The sequence below is a fragment of the Mycolicibacterium tokaiense genome (assembly GCF_010725885.1).
Taxonomy (GTDB): domain Bacteria; phylum Actinomycetota; class Actinomycetes; order Mycobacteriales; family Mycobacteriaceae; genus Mycobacterium; species Mycobacterium tokaiense.
The window spans coordinates 4044892-4062713 of record NZ_AP022600.1; the positions used below are offsets into that span (position 1 = coordinate 4044892).

At 67.9% G+C, this 17822-nt stretch carries 20 protein-coding genes and 2 tRNA genes; 12 read left to right on the forward strand and 10 right to left on the reverse strand.

The window, feature by feature from the left end:
- Window positions 1–33 precede the first annotated feature (33 nt).
- The 4 genes from G6N58_RS19700 to G6N58_RS19715 all read left to right on the forward strand — a co-directional run bounded on the left by G6N58_RS19700 (window position 34) and on the right by G6N58_RS19715 (window position 2664).
- Window positions 34–840, forward strand: coding sequence for a fumarylacetoacetate hydrolase family protein (locus G6N58_RS19700; protein ID WP_115277580.1), 807 nt, complete (start codon window positions 34–36; stop codon window positions 838–840).
- Entirely contained in the window at window positions 840–2297 is a 1458-nt protein-coding gene (gene gltX / locus G6N58_RS19705) for a glutamate--tRNA ligase (protein ID WP_115277579.1), read from the forward strand. Before G6N58_RS19700 ends, gltX begins: the two co-directional genes overlap by 1 nt.
- A gap of 126 nt (window positions 2298–2423) precedes the next feature.
- Window positions 2424–2495 (forward strand) — tRNA-Gln (locus G6N58_RS19710).
- Between the two features lie 93 nt (window positions 2496–2588).
- Window positions 2589–2664 (forward strand) — tRNA-Glu (locus G6N58_RS19715).
- A gap of 14 nt (window positions 2665–2678) precedes the next feature.
- Here the strand turns inward: G6N58_RS19715 and G6N58_RS19720 are convergent.
- Together G6N58_RS19720 and G6N58_RS19725 are read right to left on the reverse strand one after the other, a co-directional pair.
- Window positions 2679–3179 (reverse strand): PPOX class F420-dependent oxidoreductase, encoded by a 501-nt coding sequence (locus G6N58_RS19720; RefSeq protein WP_115277578.1) that lies wholly within the window; start codon window positions 3177–3179, stop codon window positions 2679–2681.
- Window positions 3180–3214: 35 nt separating this feature from the next.
- Window positions 3215–3916, reverse strand: a complete 702-nt coding sequence (locus G6N58_RS19725) for an IclR family transcriptional regulator (RefSeq protein ID WP_068916313.1) — start codon at window positions 3914–3916, stop codon at window positions 3215–3217.
- 87 nt (window positions 3917–4003) lie between these two features.
- On the opposite strand from G6N58_RS19725, the gene leuC reads away from it, so the two are divergent.
- From leuC to G6N58_RS19740, 3 genes are all read left to right on the forward strand, one after another.
- Window positions 4004–5422 (forward strand): 3-isopropylmalate dehydratase large subunit, encoded by a 1419-nt coding sequence (leuC, locus tag G6N58_RS19730; RefSeq protein WP_163908647.1) that lies wholly within the window; start codon window positions 4004–4006, stop codon window positions 5420–5422.
- 29 nt (window positions 5423–5451) lie between these two features.
- The gene (gene leuD / locus G6N58_RS19735; RefSeq protein ID WP_068916315.1) at window positions 5452–6048 is read left to right on the forward strand and encodes a 3-isopropylmalate dehydratase small subunit; all 597 of its coding nucleotides are present in this window, start codon (window positions 5452–5454) and stop codon (window positions 6046–6048) included.
- Window positions 6049–6268: 220 nt separating this feature from the next.
- The gene (locus G6N58_RS19740) at window positions 6269–7006 is read left to right on the forward strand and encodes an HU family DNA-binding protein (protein ID WP_115277577.1); all 738 of its coding nucleotides are present in this window, start codon (window positions 6269–6271) and stop codon (window positions 7004–7006) included.
- A gap of 68 nt (window positions 7007–7074) precedes the next feature.
- On the opposite strand, the gene mutT1 is transcribed toward G6N58_RS19740, so the two are convergent.
- Genes mutT1 through cofC form a run of 3 tightly spaced genes read right to left on the reverse strand, consistent with a single transcriptional unit; the run spans window position 7075 to window position 10921 of the window.
- Window positions 7075–7998, reverse strand: coding sequence for an 8-oxo-(d)GTP phosphatase MutT1 (gene mutT1 / locus G6N58_RS19745; RefSeq protein WP_272866073.1), 924 nt, complete (start codon window positions 7996–7998; stop codon window positions 7075–7077).
- 55 nt (window positions 7999–8053) lie between these two features.
- On the reverse strand, window positions 8054–10237 hold the full coding sequence (locus G6N58_RS19750) for an RNA degradosome polyphosphate kinase (protein WP_083230669.1): 2184 nt from the start codon (window positions 10235–10237) through the stop codon (window positions 8054–8056).
- Between the two features lie 21 nt (window positions 10238–10258).
- Entirely contained in the window at window positions 10259–10921 is a 663-nt protein-coding gene (cofC, locus tag G6N58_RS19755) for a 2-phospho-L-lactate guanylyltransferase (RefSeq protein WP_115277576.1), read from the reverse strand.
- A gap of 63 nt (window positions 10922–10984) precedes the next feature.
- On the opposite strand from cofC, the gene G6N58_RS19760 reads away from it, so the two are divergent.
- The 3 genes from G6N58_RS19760 to G6N58_RS19770 are packed head-to-tail and all read left to right on the forward strand — an operon-like array spanning window position 10985 to window position 14273.
- Entirely contained in the window at window positions 10985–11995 is a 1011-nt protein-coding gene (locus tag G6N58_RS19760) for an NAD(P)H-dependent glycerol-3-phosphate dehydrogenase (RefSeq protein ID WP_115277575.1), read from the forward strand.
- 5 nt (window positions 11996–12000) lie between these two features.
- Window positions 12001–13104, forward strand: coding sequence for a cystathionine gamma-lyase (locus G6N58_RS19765; protein WP_115277574.1), 1104 nt, complete (start codon window positions 12001–12003; stop codon window positions 13102–13104).
- 47 nt (window positions 13105–13151) lie between these two features.
- Window positions 13152–14273: a D-alanine--D-alanine ligase family protein gene (locus tag G6N58_RS19770; RefSeq protein ID WP_115277573.1), complete on the forward strand. Its 1122-nt coding sequence runs from the start codon at window positions 13152–13154 to the stop codon at window positions 14271–14273.
- A gap of 6 nt (window positions 14274–14279) precedes the next feature.
- Here G6N58_RS19770 and G6N58_RS19775 read toward each other — a convergent pair whose 3' ends face one another.
- Window positions 14280–14765, reverse strand: a complete 486-nt coding sequence (locus G6N58_RS19775; RefSeq protein ID WP_237023272.1) for a DUF3515 domain-containing protein — start codon at window positions 14763–14765, stop codon at window positions 14280–14282.
- A gap of 53 nt (window positions 14766–14818) precedes the next feature.
- Entirely contained in the window at window positions 14819–15046 is a 228-nt protein-coding gene (locus G6N58_RS19780) for an Lrp/AsnC ligand binding domain-containing protein (RefSeq protein ID WP_115277571.1), read from the reverse strand.
- 80 nt (window positions 15047–15126) lie between these two features.
- Here G6N58_RS19780 and G6N58_RS19785 point away from each other — a divergent pair, with 80 nt between their 5' ends.
- Both G6N58_RS19785 and G6N58_RS19790 read left to right on the forward strand, forming a co-directional pair.
- Entirely contained in the window at window positions 15127–16089 is a 963-nt protein-coding gene (locus G6N58_RS19785) for a thiamine-phosphate kinase (RefSeq protein ID WP_115281397.1), read from the forward strand.
- Window positions 16090–16098: 9 nt separating this feature from the next.
- Window positions 16099–16779 carry a uracil-DNA glycosylase gene (locus G6N58_RS19790; protein WP_115277570.1) on the forward strand — a complete coding sequence of 227 codons (681 nt, stop codon included), beginning with the start codon at window positions 16099–16101 and terminating at the stop codon, window positions 16777–16779.
- Window positions 16780–16781: 2 nt separating this feature from the next.
- On the opposite strand, the gene G6N58_RS31070 is transcribed toward G6N58_RS19790, so the two are convergent.
- The 3 genes from G6N58_RS31070 to rpmB form a co-directional block, all read right to left on the reverse strand.
- Window positions 16782–17054: a hypothetical protein gene (locus G6N58_RS31070; protein WP_115277569.1), complete on the reverse strand. Its 273-nt coding sequence runs from the start codon at window positions 17052–17054 to the stop codon at window positions 16782–16784.
- A 96-nt stretch (window positions 17055–17150) separates the two neighbouring features.
- Window positions 17151–17384, reverse strand: coding sequence for a hypothetical protein (locus tag G6N58_RS19800; RefSeq protein WP_115277568.1), 234 nt, complete (start codon window positions 17382–17384; stop codon window positions 17151–17153).
- 71 nt (window positions 17385–17455) lie between these two features.
- Window positions 17456–17653 (reverse strand): 50S ribosomal protein L28, encoded by a 198-nt coding sequence (rpmB, locus tag G6N58_RS19805; RefSeq protein ID WP_068916327.1) that lies wholly within the window; start codon window positions 17651–17653, stop codon window positions 17456–17458.
- Window positions 17654–17822: the final 169 nt, after the last annotated feature.

Genomic DNA, 17822 nt, shown 5'->3' on the forward strand with positions numbered 1-17822 from the left:
GTCTCGCAATGTGAGAACCACTACGCTGCTGCCATGCGCTTGGGTCGGATCGCCAGCCCCGATGGGGTTGCTTTTGTGAGCATCGAGGGAGACGTCGGAGACGGCTCGTCACCAGGGGATGCGGTGGTGCGCGAAATCGCCGAACACCCCTTCGGATCACCGACCTTCACCGGCCGGACCTGGCCGCTGGCCGATGTCCGGCTGCTGGCGCCGATCCTGGCCAGCAAGGTGGTGGCGATGGGCAAGAACTATGCGGCCCACGCGTTGGAGATGGGCGGCGAGGCACCCGAGGATCCGGTGATCTTCCTCAAACCCAACACGTCGATCGTCGGTCCGAACGCGCCGATCATGCTGCCCACCGATGCTTTTCCCGTGCATCACGAAGGCGAGCTCGCCATTGTGATCGGCCGGCCGTGCAAGGACGTGCCCGCGGCCAGGGCGGCCGAGAACATCCTCGGCTACACCATTGCCAACGACGTCTCGGCCCGCGATCAGCAGCAGCAGGACGGGCAGTGGATGCGGGCCAAGAGCCACGACACCTTCTGTCCGGTGGGTCCGTGGATCGTGACCGATCTCGACCCGTCCGACCTCGAGCTGGAAACCTCCGTCACCCGGGACGGGACGACAGAGGTGCGTCAGCGCAGCCGGACCTCGCTGATGATCCATGACATCGGCGCCATCGTGGAATGGGTCTCGGCGGTGATGACCCTGCTGCCGGGTGACCTGATCCTCACCGGCACTCCCGAGGGGGTGGGACCGATCGAGCACGGCGACACCGTGAACGTCACCATCGGCGGCATCGGGACGCTGTCCAACCCCGTACTGCGAAAAGGCAAGTGATGACGAGAGTGCGAGTCCGGTTCTGTCCGTCGCCGACCGGTACGCCCCACGTGGGTCTGGTGCGCACTGCGCTGTTCAACTGGGCGTATGCGCGACACACCGGTGGCGACTTCGTTTTCCGGATCGAAGACACCGATGCCGCCCGCGACAGTGACGAGAGTTATGCCGCGATCCTGGATGCACTGCGCTGGCTCGGCCTCGATTGGGACGAGGGCCCCGAGATCGGCGGCCCCCATGCGCCGTACCGGCAGTCGCAACGCAGCGAGATCTACCGCGACGTGGTGGCGCGCCTGCTGGCCGCGGGTGAGGTATACGAGGCCTACTCCACGGCCGAGGAGGTGGAGGCCCGGCACCTGGCTGCCGGACGGAACCCCAAGCTCGGCTACGACAACCACGACCGGGATCTGACCGAGGCGCAGCGGGCCGAGTTCCGCGCGGCAGGGCGCAATCCGGTGCTGCGGTTGCGGATGCCGGACGAGGACCTCTCGTGGGATGACCTGGTACGCGGGCCGACGACCTTCGCGGCGGGCTCGGTCCCGGATTTTGCGATCACCCGCGCCAGCGGAGACCCGTTGTACACCTTGGTCAACCCGGTGGACGACGCGCTGATGAACATCACCCACGTTCTGCGCGGTGAGGACATCCTGCCATCCACCCCCCGCCAGATCGCGCTGTACCGCGCACTGATCCGGATCGGGGTGGCCGAGCGGGTGCCCGAGTTCGCGCATCTGCCAAGCGTTCTCGGGGAGGGCAACAAAAAGCTCTCCAAGCGGGACCCGCAGGCCGATCTCTTCCTGCACCGCGACCGGGGATTCATCCCGGAGGGTCTGCTGAACTATCTCGCGCTTCTGGGCTGGGGTATCGCCGACGACCACGACGTGTTCAGCCTCGAGGAGATGGTGGCGGCGTTCGACGTCCGCAACGTCAACTCCAACCCGGCCCGCTTCGATCAGAAGAAGGCCGACGCCATCAATGCCGAGCACATCCGCAGGCTGTCGCCGCAGGACTTCGCCGCCCGACTGGGTGCCTTCCTGAGCGCGCACGGTCATGACACCGGGCTCGACGCTGACGGCTTCGCGGAGGCGGCCGCGCTGGTGCAGACCCGCATCGTGGTCCTCAGCGATGCTTGGGGGCTGCTGAAGTTTCTCGACGACGGAAGTTACGTGCTGAACCCCAAGGCGGCGGCCAAGGAGCTCGGTGCCGATGCTGCGCCGGTGCTCGACGTCGCCGTCGGCGCGCTGGAGGGGGTCACCGAATGGACCACCGAGAGCATCGAGACCGCCCTGAAGTCGGCACTGATCGACGGATTGGAACTCAAGCCCCGGAAGGCGTTCGGCCCCATCAGGGTGGCGGTCACGGGGTCGACGGTCAGCCCGCCGCTGTTCGAGTCTCTGGAGCTCCTCGGGCGTGAGCGCAGCCTGGCCCGGTTGCGGGCAGCGCGTCCGTCGCAGGGCTGAGGGGGTTGGTAAAGAGCACCCGAAATCTTTGGTAATCTCTTCGTCGGCCCACAACGGCCGGCTCAGTGCCCAAGCTCCGCGCCAACACTGCGGAACATGGCTCTGACCAGCGGTTTCGGGTTGTATTGGGGTATGGTGTAATTGGCAACACAGCGGTTTCTGGTACCGCCATTCTAGGTTCGAGTCCTGGTACCCCAGCGAGAGCAGTCGATTAGGTTGGCGCAGTGCGCTGAGCTATGCTGACTCTCCGGTTCACCCGCCTTCAGGCGGTGGACCACACGGATTGGTTCTGGCCCCGTCGTCTAGCGGCCTAGGACGCCGCCCTCTCACGGCGGTAGCGTGGGTTCGAATCCCATCGGGGCTACCAATCCAATCCTCCCCCTACCGGGTCTTTGGTGCGGTGGATCCCGACAACGGCATCGGCGGCAGCCCCAGCTTGCGGTGATCCCAGGATCGTGTGCGGCCGGTGACCAGGCGCACCGCCACCCGCTTGTTCATCATCATCTCCACGCCGGCCTTCATGTCCTCGGAGTAAGGCCCGGTGTAGCGCTCCCACACGCTGACCCCCACCCGGAAACAGGTGTCCGGATCATCGACGATCTCGGCCCGTCCCTCGAACGAGACCCCGCGCAGCGTGTCGTAGGTGTCGCCGTCCTCGATCAGGAAGGTGTACCGCGCGTCCCGTGTGAGGTTGACGGCTTTCTGCGACTTGGCTTTGGTCTCCAGCCAGATCTCGCCGTCGAGCACCCCGTACCACATGGCCACCAGGTGCGGCTGGCCGTCGGGGCCGATGGTGGCCAGGGTTCCGGTACGGCTGTTGGCGACGAAATCGGTGATCTCGTCGGCGGACATGACGATCTGTGAGCGCTGGTTGCTTCCCATCGTGAGAGTGTCGCAGACCGGGTTCGCCTGCTGCCCTACAGCCTGCGGGTCATGGCTTCGGAGGCGGCCAGCAGGTCTGCTGCCCAGCGCACGCCGGGGCGCCGGCCCATCCTGTCGATGGGGCCCGACACCGAGACTGCGGCGATGACGGCGCCGCGGGGGTCACGCACCGGCGCCGAAACGCTGGCCACCCCGGCCTCTCGTTCGGCTGCGCTCTGCGCCCAGCCGCGCTTGCGGACCTCGGCGAGGGTGCGGTCGGTGAACATCGCCGACGGCAGCACCGCCTGTTGGGTGGCCGCATCGGCGTAGGCCAGCAGCACCTTGGCGCCCGAGCCCGCAGTCATCGGCAGCCGGGTGCCGATGGGCACCGTATCCCGCAGTCCGGCAGGCGGTTCCAGAGCGGCAACACAGATCCGGCTGGTGCCGTCGCGGCGGTAGAGCTGGACGCTCTCGCCGGTGATCTCGCGCAGCCGGGGGAGCACCGTGGCACCCGCCGACAGCAGGGGATCGTTGACATGCGCCGAGAGCTCGCTGATGGCGGGCCCCAGCAGCCAGCGGCCGTCGGCATCCCGGGCCAGTAGTCGATGGGTTTCCAGCCCGGCGGCCAACCGGTGCGCAGTGGCCCGCGGCAAGCCGGTCCGCTCACACAGATCCGCCAGCCCGCAGGGGGACTCGGCGACTGCATGCAGCACTCCCACCGCTTTGTCGAGAACGCCGATACCGCTATCCTGTCTCACAGTGAGATACTAACGTCCCGCATGTTGAGATAACCAGCCCAAGCGTCACCCAGCCCCGCGGGTGGAATCCAGATGAATCGAGATGTGATGGCCAACGAGCAGAAGCCACGGACCATGGCCGAAAAGGTGTGGGCCGACCACGTCGTCGCCTCCGTCGACGGCGAACCCGACCTGATCTACATCGACCTGCACCTCGTGCACGAGGTCACCAGCCCGCAGGCCTTCGACGGTCTGCGCCTGGCCGGCCGGCCGGTGCGCCGGCCGGATCTGACCATCGCCACCGAGGATCACAATGTCCCGACCGTCGACATCGACAAGCCGATCGCCGACCTGGTGTCGCGCACGCAGGTCGAGACCCTGCGCCGCAACTGCGCGGAATTCGGTATCCGGCTGCACCCCATGGGCGATGCCGAGCAGGGCATCGTGCACATCATCGGCCCGCAGCTCGGTCTGACCCAGCCGGGGATGACCGTGGTGTGCGGCGACAGCCACACCTCCACCCACGGGGCGTTCGGCTCTCTGGCCATGGGGATCGGCACCTCTGAGGTGGAGCACGTGCTCGCCACCCAGACGTTGTCGCTGAAACCGTTCAAGACCATGGCGGTCAATGTCGATGGTCAACTGCCTGCGGGGGTTACGGCCAAGGACATCATCTTGGCGGTGATCGCCAAGATCGGCACCGGCGGTGGGCAGGGGCACGTCATCGAATACCGGGGCAGTGCCATCGAGGCCCTGTCCATGGAAGGCCGGATGACGATCTGCAACATGAGCATCGAAGCCGGTGCGCGGGCCGGCATGGTGGCGCCCGACGAGACCACCTATGCATTCGTCAAGGGTCGCCCGCACGCCCCCACCGGCGCCGACTGGGACCACGCCGTGGCCACCTGGGAACAGTTGCGTACCGACGAGGGCGCGGAATTCGACACCGAGGTCTACCTCGACGCCACGACGCTGAGCCCGTTCGTCACCTGGGGCACCAACCCGGGCCAGGGTGTCCCGCTCTCGGAGTCGGTCCCGGACCCGGAGATGATGACCAGCGACGCCGACAAGCAGGCCGCTGAGAAGGCGTTGGCATACATGGACCTTCGGGCGGGTACGCCCATGCGGGAGGTCGCGGTGGACGCGGTCTTCGTCGGTTCGTGCACCAACGGCCGGATCGAGGATCTCCGCGCAGCCGCGGAGGTGTTGCGTGGGCACACCATTGCCGACGGGGTGCGCATGCTCGTGGTGCCTGGATCCATGCGGGTCAAGGCGCAGGCCGAATCCGAAGGCCTCGACCAGGTATTCCTGGCGGCCGGCGCCGAGTGGCGCCAGGCCGGTTGCTCGATGTGCCTGGGCATGAACCCGGACACCCTCGCCCCCGGGGAACGCTGCGCGTCGACCTCCAACCGCAATTTCGAAGGCCGGCAGGGTAAAGGCGGTCGTACGCACCTGGTGTCGCCGGTGGTGGCCGCCGCCACCGCGGTCCGCGGCACCCTGTCCTCCCCGGCCGATCTCGGTATCTGACCGCCCCTGCCCGTAGAGAAGAGAATCCGATGGACGCTTTCCAGACCCACACCGGCATCGGGGTCCCGTTGCGCCGGTCCAATGTGGACACCGATCAGATCATTCCCGCCGTCTACTTGAAGCGGGTAACCAGAACGGGTTTCGAGGACGGTTTGTTCGCCGCGTGGCGAAATGATCCGAGCTTCATTCTCAATCTCAGCCCATTCGACAGGGGTTCGGTTCTGGTCGCCGGACCTGATTTCGGGACGGGCTCGTCTCGCGAGCACGCCGTCTGGGCGCTCATGGACTACGGCTTCCGGGTCGTCATCTCGCCGCGTTTCGCCGATATTTTTCGGGGTAACGCGGGCAAGGCGGGTCTGTTAGCGGCGGAAGTCACACAAGATGATGTGGAACTGCTGTGGAAGTTGATCGAGCAGAACCCCGGTATGGAAATCACTGTGGACCTTCAAGATCGGAATATCACCGCCGCAGACGTGGTGGTGCCGTTCAGTATTGATGACTACACCCGCTGGCGATTGCTCGAGGGGCTCGACGATATAGGCCTTACGCTGCGGAAACTCGATTCGATCGAAAAATTCGAGGCGGCTCGGCCGGAGTGGAAACCCCGCACTCTGCCGGCGCCCTGAACGCCTCGGGCGCCCCGAATTCGGGGCGCCCGTGAGGGTTCGGAGTAGCTTCTGAGGCACTCCGAAATGGCGGATTGACCCCCCAAGGGGGCCAAGCTGATTGCCGAAATTTCACTTTGCGTGGCCTGAAATTGCGCGTGGCTCTTGGAAATCAGCCTTGACAGGGTTTACCGTGTCCTCTAGTCGGTTCAGACAGGACCACTGGCTTCGGAGGATTTGCATGAACAAAGCAGAGCTCATCGACGTACTCACGGAGAAATTGGGCTCGGACCGTCGGCAGGCCACGGCCGCCGTCGAGCACGTTGTCGACACCATTGTGCGCGCGGTGCATAAGGGCGACAGCGTCACCATCACTGGCTTCGGTGTCTTCGAGCAGCGCAAGCGCGCCGCCCGTGTCGCGCGCAACCCGCGTACCGGAGAGACCGTGAAGGTGAAGCCCACCTCCGTCCCCGCCTTCCGCCCTGGCGCGCAGTTCAAGGCGGTTGTGTCTGGCGCACAGCGTCTCCCGGCCGAGGGACCCGCCGTCAAGCGTGGCGTGGTCGCTGCGCCGGCCAAGCGCGGTGCCGCCAAGAAGGCCGCCACCAAGGCTCCGGCCAAGAAGGTTGCCACCAAGGCTCCGGCCAAGAAGGCCACCGCCACCAAGGCTGCACCGGCGAAGAAGGCCACCGCCAGCAAGGCGACCCCGGCCAAGAAGACCGCTGCGACCAAGGCTGCACCGGCCAAGAAGACCACCGCCACCAAGGCCACTCCGGCCAAGAAGACCACGGCGGCCAAGAAGGCTCCGGCCACCAAGGCTGCACCGGCCAAGAAGGCCACCGCGGCCAAGAAGGCTCCGGCCACCAAGGCTGCACCGGCCAAGAAGGCCACCGCGGCCAAGAAGGCTCCGGCCACCAAGGCAGCACCGGCCAAGAAGGCCACCGCGGCCAAGAAGGCTCCCGCCAAGCGCGGTCGCAAGTAGGACAATCCCAATCGGATACGCCGCGGGTGTCGCTGACACCCGCGGCGTCTTCGTGTTCTGTGGGCCGCTCAGCGCGCCCGGTCGGTGGCCAGCGGACTGCCGATGTGATCGGCGGCCACCAGGCGGTCCTGCGCCAGTGACAACACCCAGGTGCTGCCCTTGCGGTTGCGCGATTTGTCCGGGCGCACCCCGTCGCGTTCGCACCACCAGTCGATGAGTCCCGGAATGACCTTGCCCTGACTGCAGATCACCCGGGTGCCCGGCAGCGCGGCGATCTCGGTCAGGCGGGTGCGGGCAGCCTTGCGGTTGTCCGCGTAGGCCTCCTCGGTGAGATCGGGTTCGGCGATGATGTCCGTCGCCAGTTCGTCGGCCAGCGGTTCGATCGTCTGCATGCACCGGACCCGGTCGGCGGCGTGCAGATCGGAGGCGCCGTATGCCAGCAGCACACTGACCAGGGACTCGGCCTGGGCCCGACCGTGCTTGTCCAGCGGACGCTTTCGGTCGTCCCCTTTGTACCGACTCTTGCGGCCCGCGGTCGCGTGCCGCACCACCAAGACGGTCTTGGTGTCCACGGGCAATTCGCCGAACCGACGCAACACTGTGCGGTCCTGTGGGTATACGAGCCGGTTCAGCGCGTCGGAAACGGGCATCCAGAGCAGTTTGTCGACTTCGTCGTTCGGCGTGAAATCGCCCCCGGATTGCGGGTCCGCCCGGGCAGCCCAGTAACGCACCTTCTTGGTGCCTGCCTCGATGGGATACGTCACCGACATGAGCCGCCGACCCAGATGTGCGCGGAAGCCGGTCTCCTCGGCGATTTCGCGCACTGCCGCCACCGGTTCGATCTCACCGGGATCGACTTTGCCTTTGGGCAGGGACCAGTCGTCGTAGCGGGGCCGATGGATGACCGCGACCTCCACGGGATGACGCCCGTCATCGGTCGGGCGCCACAGCACCGCACCGGCGGCGCGCACCACGGTCGTGGTGTCAGGCACCGCTGTCTTCGTGTCTTTCGACACCTTCACTCCTGCAGATCAACTGGCGCCGGGTTCAAGGATGGCGGTGCTTGGACATCAGGGACACCTGATGGTCGCGCACCGTTTCACCTTCATACGGCAGGGCGGTCCACGAACCGTCGGATGCCAGCTCCCAGCAGCGGGTGGCGGGGTCCATGGCCGACTCGAAGACGTCGTCCAACTGGGCCGTCAGCCGTGGGTCCTTCACCTGTGCCATCACCTCGACCCGGCGGTCGAGATTACGATGCATCATGTCGGCGCTGCCGATCCAGAACTCGTTGATGGCGCGGAAATGAATAATTCGCGAGTGTTCCAGGAATCGGCCCAGAATCGAACGCACCGTGATGTTCTCTGAAAAACCGGGTACACCGGGGCGCAGCGCACAGATACCGCGCACCACCACCTCCACCTGCACCCCGGCCTGCGAAGCACGGTAGAGCGCGTCGATCACCTGTTCGTCCACCAGCGCGTTGGCCTTCAACCGGATCCGCGCCTCGGCACCGTCCTCGGCCGCGGCAACCTCACGCTCGATCCGCTCGATGATCCCCTTGCGGACCCCGTGCGGAGCCACCAGCAGGTTGCGATAGCTGACCTTGCGCGAGTACCCGGTCAGGGAGTTGAACAGGTCGGTCAGATCGGCACCGATGTCCGGGGCGGCGGTCAGCAGACCCACATCCTCGTACAGCCGTGCCGTTTTCGGGTTGTAGTTGCCCGTGCCGATGTGGCAGTACCGCCGGATCGCCGACCCCTCGCGGCGCACCACCAGACAGGTCTTGCAGTGTGTCTTGAGGCCGATCAGCCCGTACACCACGTGCACTCCGGCCTTTTCCAGCTCACGCGCCCACTTGATGTTGGCCTGCTCGTCGAAGCGGGCCTTGATCTCCACCAGTGCCACCACCTGCTTGCCCGCTTCGGCGGCGTCGATCAGAGCGTTGACGATGGGGGAGTCGCCCGAGGTGCGGTAGAGGGTCTGCTTGATGGCGAGCACGTTCGGGTCGGCGGCGGCCTGCTCGATGAAACGCTGCACGGTGGTGGAGAACGAGTCATAGGGATGATGCACCAACACATCTCCGTCGCGGAGCGTGGAGAAGATGCTCTTGGGGGTCTCGCGCTCGCCGAAGGCCGGGGGAGTGGCCGGGACAAAGGTGCGGTCCTTGAGCGCAGGCCGGTCCACGCCGTAGATCTGCCACAGCGAGGACAGGTCCAGCAGTCCCGGGACCTCGATGACATCGCCGGGATGCACATCGAGTTCGCGCAGCAGCAGTTCGAGCATGTGCTCGGTCATGTCGTCGGCGACCTCGAGGCGTACCGGCGTGCCGAAGCGTCGTCGGGCCAATTCCCGCTCCAGGGCCTTGAGCAGATCCTCGTCCCGGTCTTCCTCGACCTCGAAATCGGCGTTGCGGGTGATGCGGAACGCGTGGTGCTCCACGATCTCCAAGCCGGGGAACAACACCGTCAGAAAGGCCGCGATCAGTTCCTCCATCGGCAGGAACCGCACCGCGGCCTTGCCGTTCTCGTCGGAGTCGCCGTCCCTGGCCGGGAGCTCGACGAACCGGTCGACGTTGTCGGGCACCTTGATGCGCGCGAAATGCTGTGTCTTGTCCTCGGGTTGGCGCACGGTGATGGCCAGGTTGAGGCTCAGACCGCTGACGAAGGGGAAGGGATGCGCCGGGTCGACCGCCAGTGGCGTCAGGACAGGGAACACCTGCTCGTGGAAGTAGGTCGACAGCCGGGTGCGTTCGGCCTCGTCGAGGTCGGCCCACGTGACCACGTGGATGCCCTCCTGGGCCAGAGCCGGGCGCACCGCGTCCAGGAAGACCCGGGCATGCCTGCTGGCGAGCTGTTGGGTGCGCTCACCGATCCGGCGGAGCTGTTCTCTCGGCGACAGGCCGTCGGCCGAGCGCACCGACAGACCCATTTCGTCACGGCGCTTGAGGCCGGCGACGCGCACCATGTAGAACTCGTCGAGGTTGGACGAGAAGATCGCGAGGAACTTGGCCCGTTCCAGAAGAGGTAGTGACGGATCGGCGGCCAGGGCCAGCACGCGGGCATTGAAGTCCAGCCAACTCAGTTCACGATTGAGGTAACGGTCCTCGGGCAGGGCGTTCTCCGCTGCCGCAGGGGTGGCTGCCGGTGGCGACTCCGGCGTGGCAGCGCCACTCGATCGGGAATCGGTGGAGTCGGTGATCTGCGGTGCGTCGGTCACAGCACCGATCATTCCTCATGGCGACTGCGGTCGCTAGCACCGGCCGACGACATGAGCCGTGGCGGCCTCGGTGGCAGGGCCCAGGCCCAGGCGCTGGGCGTCACACAGGTCATCGGCGGTATCGATGTCGCAGCGCAATCCCGGCCAGGCTCCGGTCAATTCGACCGCACCCGAACTCCGGTGTAGCGCAGCGGAATTGACGCCGAATTGCGGATCGAGCGGGGCGCCGAAGGACAACAGGGCGGCAGTGCCCCCGCCGTGGTGGTCAGCGACGAAACTGCGGGGGAAATGCCGCGCGCTCTCGATCGCCTCGGCCAGCTCGTGCGGGCGCAGGGCCGGCAGATCTCCTTGCAGCACAACGATGTTCGCGCTGCCGCGGGTGACGGACCGCTCTGCGGTGCGCAGGGCGTTGTTGAGAGGGTCGGGGTGTCCGGCCGGGGTGGGGTCCTGCAGTACCGCAGCGCCGAGCCGGGCCGCCGCCTGCGCCGCCGTCCGGTCGGGAGTGACCACCGTGACCGAACCCACCGCGGGTACCTGCTGGGCAGCGGTGATGGTGTCCAGGAGCATCGCCAGCACCAACTTCTCGCGATCGGCGGCGGACAGCACCGGAGCGAGCCGGGTCTTGGCGGCCGTGAGCCGTTTGACCGCGATCACCAGCCCGGCGCGCACCGCGGTGGGCGACTGCGTGCTACTCATGGTTCCATCCTGCCAGCTGATTAGGCTGACAACTCGGTCCAGGGTGAGAGGGGTGCGGCGAGGATGAGCGGCACGGTGGGAACCGCGGCGGTGATGGGCGCCGGCGCCTGGGGGACCGCGCTGGCCAAGGTGCTGGCCGATGCGGGAAACGACGTGCGGTTGTGGGCGCGCCGCGAGGTGGTGGCCGAGGAGATCAACACCCGTCGTCGCAACACGGATTACCTGGGTGACGTGGTTCTCCCCGCGGGGATCCGGGCCACCACCGACCCGGTGGATGCACTGCGCGGCGTCACCACGGTGGTGCTGGCCACCCCGTCTCAGCAGTTGCGGGCCAACCTCGTCGATTGGACCCCGGCGCTGACCCCGGGCGTCACGCTGGTCAGCACGGCCAAAGGCATCGAACTCGGCACTTTGATGCGGATGAGTCAGGTGATCAGTCAGGTCAGCGGTGTCGACGCCAGTCAGGTCGCCGTACTCTCCGGGCCCAATCTGGCCGCCGAGGTGGCCGCCGAGCAGCCGGCGGCCACCGTCATCGCCTGCCGCGACTCGGGGCGGGCGGTGACCCTGCAACGCAGCCTCAGCACCGGCTACTTCCGGCCCTACACCAACTCCGATGTCATCGGCACCGAGATCGGCGGCGCCTGCAAGAACGTCATCGCGCTGGCCTGTGGGATGGCTGCCGGGGTGGGGCTCGGGGAGAACACTGCGGCGGCCATCATCACCCGCGGTCTGGCCGAGATCATGCGTCTCGGGATCGCGCTGGGCGCCAAGGGCGCGACGCTGGCGGGGCTGGCGGGCGTGGGGGATCTGGTGGCCACCTGCACTTCACCGCGCTCGCGCAACCGTGCGTTCGGTGAGCGCCTCGGGCAGGGACAGACCCTGGAACAGGCCCAGTCGGCCGGCGGAGGTCACGTCGCCGAGGGCGTGACCTCTTGCCAGTCGGTGCTGGCCCTGGCCTCCAGCTACGACGTGGAGATGCCCTTGACCGACGCCGTACACCAGGTCTGCCACCGCGGGCTGTCGGTGTTCGACGCGGTGGCGCTGCTTCTGGGCCGCAGCACGAAACCGGAGTGACGGACATGGATCAGACATTCGGTACCTCCACGCGGAGTGTGAAGGCTGTGAGTTCGTCGGCCGTGGCGGGGGAGCCGGTGGCACCGCAACTGGTGTCGGCGTCGAACTACCATCTGGCTCCCGAAGCCACCGAGGGTCTGGACTTCTACGGCCGCGTCACCAATCCCACCTGGCGCCAGGCGGAATCGGCGCTCGCCGCACTCGAGGGCGCCACCGCCGCGCTGGTGTTCGGTTCCGGGATGGCCGCGGTGACCGCCGCCCTGCGGGTGTGCGCGCGTCCCGGTTCGGTGCTGGTGGTGCCGGCCGACGGCTACTACCAGGTGCGCGCTTACGCTGCGGAATATCTTGCGCCCCTTGGTATCACGGTGCGTGAGGCGCAGTGTGACCAGATGTGCGATGCGGCGCAGGATGCCGACGTGGTGCTGGCCGAGACGCCGGCCAACCCGGGCCTGGACGTGGTGGACCTGGGCAGGCTGGCGCAGGTCTGCCGGGGACGCGGGGCCCGTCTGCTGGTGGACAACACCACGGCCACTCCGCTGGGCCAGCAGCCGCTGACACTGGGCGCCGACCTGGTGGTCGCCAGCGCCACCAAAGCCCTGTCGGGACACAGTGATCTGCTGGCCGGCTACGTCGCCGGCGACGATGCCGAACTGATGGCCGCGGTGCAGCGGGAACGTCTGCTGGCCGGCCCCATCCTGGGTTCGTTCGAGGCGTGGCTGCTGCTGCGCAGTCTCGGCACCGCGGGCCTGCGGATCGAGCGGCAGTGTCACACCGCCGCGGCGCTGGCGGCCATGCTCGCCGAACACCCCGCCGTGGCGTCGGTCCGTTATCCCGGGCTGCCCACCGACCCCGCGCACGCCGTTGCAGCACAGCAGATGACCCGTTTCGGGGGACTGGTGTCGGTGCAACTGGCCGACGCCGAGGCGGTGCACCGGCTGGTCGCACGCAGCGAATTGCTGGTGTTCGCGACCAGCTTCGGTGGCATCCACACCTCGCTGGATCGGCGCGCCCGGTGGGGCGATGCGGTCAGCGACGGGTTCGCGCGGATCTCGGCGGGGATCGAGGACACCGACGATGTGCTGCGCGACATCGAGCGCGCCCTCGGGTGACGCTCGGATGACTGCGCGTGGTGCGGTGCCGGTAGCCTTTCTGAATTGTGACTGCACCCTCTGAGTCCTCCGGCCGCATCCGCGTCGCCGTCGTCTTCGGCGGGCGCAGCAGTGAACACGCGATCTCCTGCGTGTCTGCGGGATCCATCCTGCGCAATCTGGACCCTGAGCGTTTCGAGGCGGTGCCCGTCGGGATCACCCCCGACGGCGCCTGGGTGCTCAGTTCGGCGACCCCGGCCAGCCTGGTGATCACCGACGGCACGCTGCCCGCCGTCACCGATTCCTCGGGTGAGGCGTTGACGCTGACCACCAACCCGCAGCGCGGCGGTGAGCTGGTGTCCCTGGGCCGGGGCGCGGGCGAAGTCCTGGCCTCAGTCGACGTGGTGTTCCCGGTGCTGCACGGGCCGTACGGCGAGGACGGCACCATCCAGGGCCTGCTCGAACTCGCCGGTGTGCCCTATGTGGGCGCGGGTGTGCTGGCCAGCGCCGCGGGCATGGACAAGGAGTTCACCAAGAAGCTGCTGGCAGCCGAAGGCCTGCCGATCGGCGACCAGGTGGTGCTGCGTCCCCGCCAGGCGACGCTGGACGCCGACCAGCGGGAGCGGCTGGGGTTGCCGGTGTTCGTCAAACCGGCGCGCGGCGGGTCCTCGATCGGCGTCACCCGGGTGGCCTCGTGGGATCGGCTCGACGCCGCCATCGCCGAGGCCCGGCGTCACGACCCCAAGGTGATCGTCGAGGCTGCCGTCCCGGGCCGCGAACTCGAGGTCGGGGTGCTCGAGTTGCCCGACGGTCGCATCGAGGCCAGCACCGTGGGCGAGATCCGGGTGGCCGGCGTCCGGGGTCGTGAGGACGGCTTCTACGACTTCGCCACCAAGTACCTCGACGACGCCGCCGAACTCGACGTCCCCGCCAAGATCGACGACGACGTGGCCGACGAGATCCGCCGGCTCGCGATCCGCGCATTCAGTGCGATCGACTGCCAGGGTCTGGCCCGGGTGGACTTCTTCCTCACCGATTCCGGTCCGGTGCTCAACGAGATCAACACCATGCCCGGTTTCACCACCATCTCGATGTATCCGCGGATGTGGGCCGCCAGCGGGATGGACTACCCGGCGCTGCTGTCGGCGATGGTGGAGACGGCACTGGCCCGGGGGACCGGGCTCCGCTGAGCTCGCTCAGCGCGGAGGACCGGGCTGCAGGGCAACGGCCGGCAGGGTCTTCTCGATGGCGCGCGAGATCTCCTGGATGGGGGTGGGTCCTGAGCCCGTCGGCAGGGTCAGTGCCACGTACACGGGTCGGTCGACGGCGAACCAGCTGGTGATGGTGCCGGAGGGGTCCGTCACCCGGAACCACTGCACGGCGTCGACCAGCTGCAGGGGTGCGCCGATCACGAAGTCGAGCGGGCGATCGAGGCCGCAGCGCAGGATCACCGGCTCGCCGCCGGGCTCGGCCTGCCAGGCCGCTGTACCCGGCGGCACCGGTTCGGCGGCGACCGCACGGCGGTAGTCGCCGAGGGTGTCGGGTAGTTCGGCGAGCAACCGCGCGCAATCGGGTCCGGCTGCTGCCGGGGCGGGTGCGGCCGCAATGGGAACGGGTGTGGGTGCCGGAGTGCGGGTGGCCGCGATCGCCAGGACCGCGCCGGCGGCCACCACCGCGATCACGAGCGCGATGATCAGGACGGACCGCGGCGGTCCGTCGCGGTGGGGCTCTGCGTTCAGGCGGCCGCCCCGGCGATCGGACAGGTCAGCGTGCGGGTGATGCCCTCGACCTGCTGCACCGCGGCCACCACGTCCTGAACCTGCGCACCGCCCACCCGGACGATCACGTCGTAGGGCCCGGTGACGTATTCCGACGACAGCACCCCGGCGAGTGCGCTGACCTGCTTGGCGACCACCTCGGCGCGGCCCACCTCCGTCTGGATCAGCATGAACGCCTCGGCCACCGGTGTAGTCTCCCTGTCTCGATGTGGACTCAACCTACCGCAGGTCGGGCGCGTCAACAGGTCAGGAGGACACCGCAGCCGTGGGTGATCAGGACGGGCCGACCCTGGCCGACGTGGGTGAGTTCGCAGTCATCAAGCAATTGACCGCGGGCCGGCAGTATTCGGCCGGTGTGCACGTGGGCCCCGGCGATGACGCCGCGGTGTTGGCCGCCCCCGATGGGCGCGTGGTGATCTCCACCGACATGCTGGTGCAGGGCAGGCACTTCCGGTTCGACTGGTCCACGCCGTATCACGTGGGACGCAAGGCGATCGCGCAGAACGCCGCCGACGTCGAGGCCATGGGCGCGACCGCCACCGGATTCGTGGTGGGACTCGGCGCGCCGGCGGACTCGGCCGCGTCGGTCGCCACCGCACTGGCCGACGGACTGTGGGCGGAGGCGGCGTTGGCCGGTGCGCCGGTGATCGGGGGTGATCTGGTGGCGAGCCCGCACTGGGTGGTGTCGGTGACGGTGTTCGGCGATCTGGGGGGCCGGGCACCGGTGACCCGCGGCGGCGCCCGGCCCGGATCGGTGGTGGCCGTCGTCGGGGATCTCGGGGTCTCGGCCGCCGGTCATGCGATGTGGGCGGCGGGCATCGACGACTTCGCCGAATTCCGCAGCCGCCATCTGGTTCCGGTGCCGCCGTACGGGCAGGGTGCCGTCGCCGCCGAGGCGGGTGCCACCGCCATGACGGACACCTCCGACGGGCTGGTCGCCGATCTTCGGCACATCGCGGTGGCCTCCGGTGTCGACATCGACCTGTCGGCCGGGGCACTGCGGGAGGAATGGTCGATCCTAGGGCCGGCCGCCGACGAGGTGGGTGTCGATCCCCGCGACTGGGTGCTCGGCGGTGGCGAAGACCATGCGCTGGTGGCCTGTTTCCCGGGCGCGGCGCCCCCCGGCTGGCGGGTGATCGGCACGGTCCGCGACGGCAGCGGACGGGTACTGCTCGACGGCGGGCACTGGACCGGGCCGTCCGGCTGGGAGTCGTTCGGCAGTGGATAGGGTGACGGCGTGACGGTGCGACCTCTCGGTGAACTGGTGGACGACGGCTGGGCGCAGGCGCTGGCGCCGGTGAGTTCGCGGGTGGCCCAGATGGGTGAATTCCTGCGCGCCGAGATCGCCGAGGGGCGCGGGTATCTGCCGTCGGGTGCACATGTGTTGCGCGCCTTCACATTTCCGTTCGACAAGGTGAGGGTTCTGATCGTCGGGCAGGATCCGTATCCGACGCCGGGGCACGCGATCGGGCTGAGCTTCTCGGTGGCACCGGACGTGCGCCCGTTGCCGCGCAGCCTGGCCAACATCTTCACCGAGTACAGTGCCGACCTCGGGCATCCTTCACCGTCGTGCGGTGATCTGACGCCGTGGTCCGAGCAGGGCGTGATGCTGCTCAACAGGGTGCTGACCGTGCGCCCCGGAACCCCTGCCTCGCATCGGGGCAAAGGCTGGGAAGCGGTCACCGAACGCGCCATCACAGCTCTGGTGCAGCGTCAGACGCCTCTGGTGGCGATCCTCTGGGGCCGTGACGCCTCGACCTTGAAACCCATGCTCGGCGCGAACTGCGTCGCCATCGAATCTGCGCACCCCTCGCCGCTGTCGGCGTCGCGCGGGTTCTTCGGGTCGCGTCCGTTCAGCCGGGCCAACGCCCTGTTGGCAGAGATGGGCGCGGAGCCGATCGACTGGCGCCTGCCGTAGCGTCACACGCCTTCCGGGGCGCTCGGCGGCGCCGGTGGCTCGGGAGGCGACGGCGGGGCGGGCACCTCGCCCACCCCGACTTCCGGCTCTCCGTCACCCCCGGGCCCGGCCGGTGGGGCCTCGGTGGTGGTGGTCGTGGTGACCGCAGGCGCGGGCATGGTGGGATCCGGGGTCTCGGCGCCGGTGTAACTGATGCTGCAGGCGGACAGCACAGCTACTGAGGCGCCGGCCCCGAGCAGCAGCGCACTGCGGGTGTGTCGACGGGTCGTGGTCATACCGTCACGTACCCGGTGTGTCGCGGACCGAACCCCGGAAAAGACGCGTGCCGCACCCTCGCCAGAGGCGATGGTGCGGCACTGGGGGTCGCGGGGTCAGGAGTCGTCGGAGGAACCCTCGGATTCACTCTCGCCGCCACCGGTCTCGTTCGGGTAGTAATCGGGCACCGGAACGACGGTCGTGGTGGTGGGCACCAGGGTCGGTGCGGGCTCGGGGCCGGGGCTGGGTGTCGGCTCCGCGGACGCGACTCCGACAGTCACCATGGTCGCGGCAGCGAAACCGGCGGCGGTCAGGGCAACGGTACGGCGGGTGATCTTGAAGGACGTCATGCGGAACGACTACCCGAACAATGAATCCAATTAACCCGTCACAGCCGGAATTTTTACTCCCGGCTCGGCGTTCAGCCCTGCTTGACGACCTTGCCGGCCTTGATGCACGACGTGCAGGCGTTGATGCGCTTCTTGTTACCACCGGGACGGGTCACGGCGTTGACGCTCTGGATGTTCGGATCCCAGCGACGGCTGGTCCGGCGATGGGAGTGCGACACCGACTTGCCGAAGCCGGGGCCCTTCCCGCAGATATCGCACACGGCAGCCATGTAGAACTCCTCATCCGAAACTCGATTACTGGATCACTCGCAGGTGACGGGCCAACGACCGCTGGTGCGGGTGACCCGACAACCTGAACAGAATACCGACCGGGGCTGCGAACACCAAAACGCTCTCCACAGGCGCGGCATGGCACTGCCGAGCATAGGAGAAGCTGTC

Excerpts from the sequence above, each read along its gene's own strand:
- G6N58_RS19700 (WP_115277580.1), top strand. The coding sequence starts at position 34 with ATGCGCTTGGGTCGGATCGCCAGCCCCGATGGGGTTGCTTTTGTGAGC.
- gltX (WP_115277579.1), top strand. The coding sequence starts at position 840 with ATGACGAGAGTGCGAGTCCGGTTCTGTCCGTCGCCGACCGGTACGCCC.
- G6N58_RS19720 (WP_115277578.1), bottom strand. The coding sequence starts at position 3,179 with ATGGGAAGCAACCAGCGCTCACAGATCGTCATGTCCGCCGACGAGATC.
- leuC (WP_163908647.1), top strand. The coding sequence starts at position 4,004 with ATGGCCAACGAGCAGAAGCCACGGACCATGGCCGAAAAGGTGTGGGCC.
- leuD (WP_068916315.1), top strand. The coding sequence starts at position 5,452 with ATGGACGCTTTCCAGACCCACACCGGCATCGGGGTCCCGTTGCGCCGG.
- G6N58_RS19740 (WP_115277577.1), top strand. The coding sequence starts at position 6,269 with ATGAACAAAGCAGAGCTCATCGACGTACTCACGGAGAAATTGGGCTCG.
- G6N58_RS19750 (WP_083230669.1), bottom strand. The coding sequence starts at position 10,237 with ATGATCGGTGCTGTGACCGACGCACCGCAGATCACCGACTCCACCGAT.
- cofC (WP_115277576.1), bottom strand. The coding sequence starts at position 10,921 with ATGAGTAGCACGCAGTCGCCCACCGCGGTGCGCGCCGGGCTGGTGATC.
- G6N58_RS19760 (WP_115277575.1), top strand. The coding sequence starts at position 10,985 with ATGAGCGGCACGGTGGGAACCGCGGCGGTGATGGGCGCCGGCGCCTGG.
- G6N58_RS19765 (WP_115277574.1), top strand. The coding sequence starts at position 12,001 with ATGGATCAGACATTCGGTACCTCCACGCGGAGTGTGAAGGCTGTGAGT.
- G6N58_RS31070 (WP_115277569.1), bottom strand. The coding sequence starts at position 17,054 with ATGACCACGACCCGTCGACACACCCGCAGTGCGCTGCTGCTCGGGGCC.
- G6N58_RS19800 (WP_115277568.1), bottom strand. The coding sequence starts at position 17,384 with ATGACGTCCTTCAAGATCACCCGCCGTACCGTTGCCCTGACCGCCGCC.
- rpmB (WP_068916327.1), bottom strand. The coding sequence starts at position 17,653 with ATGGCTGCCGTGTGCGATATCTGCGGGAAGGGCCCCGGCTTCGGCAAG.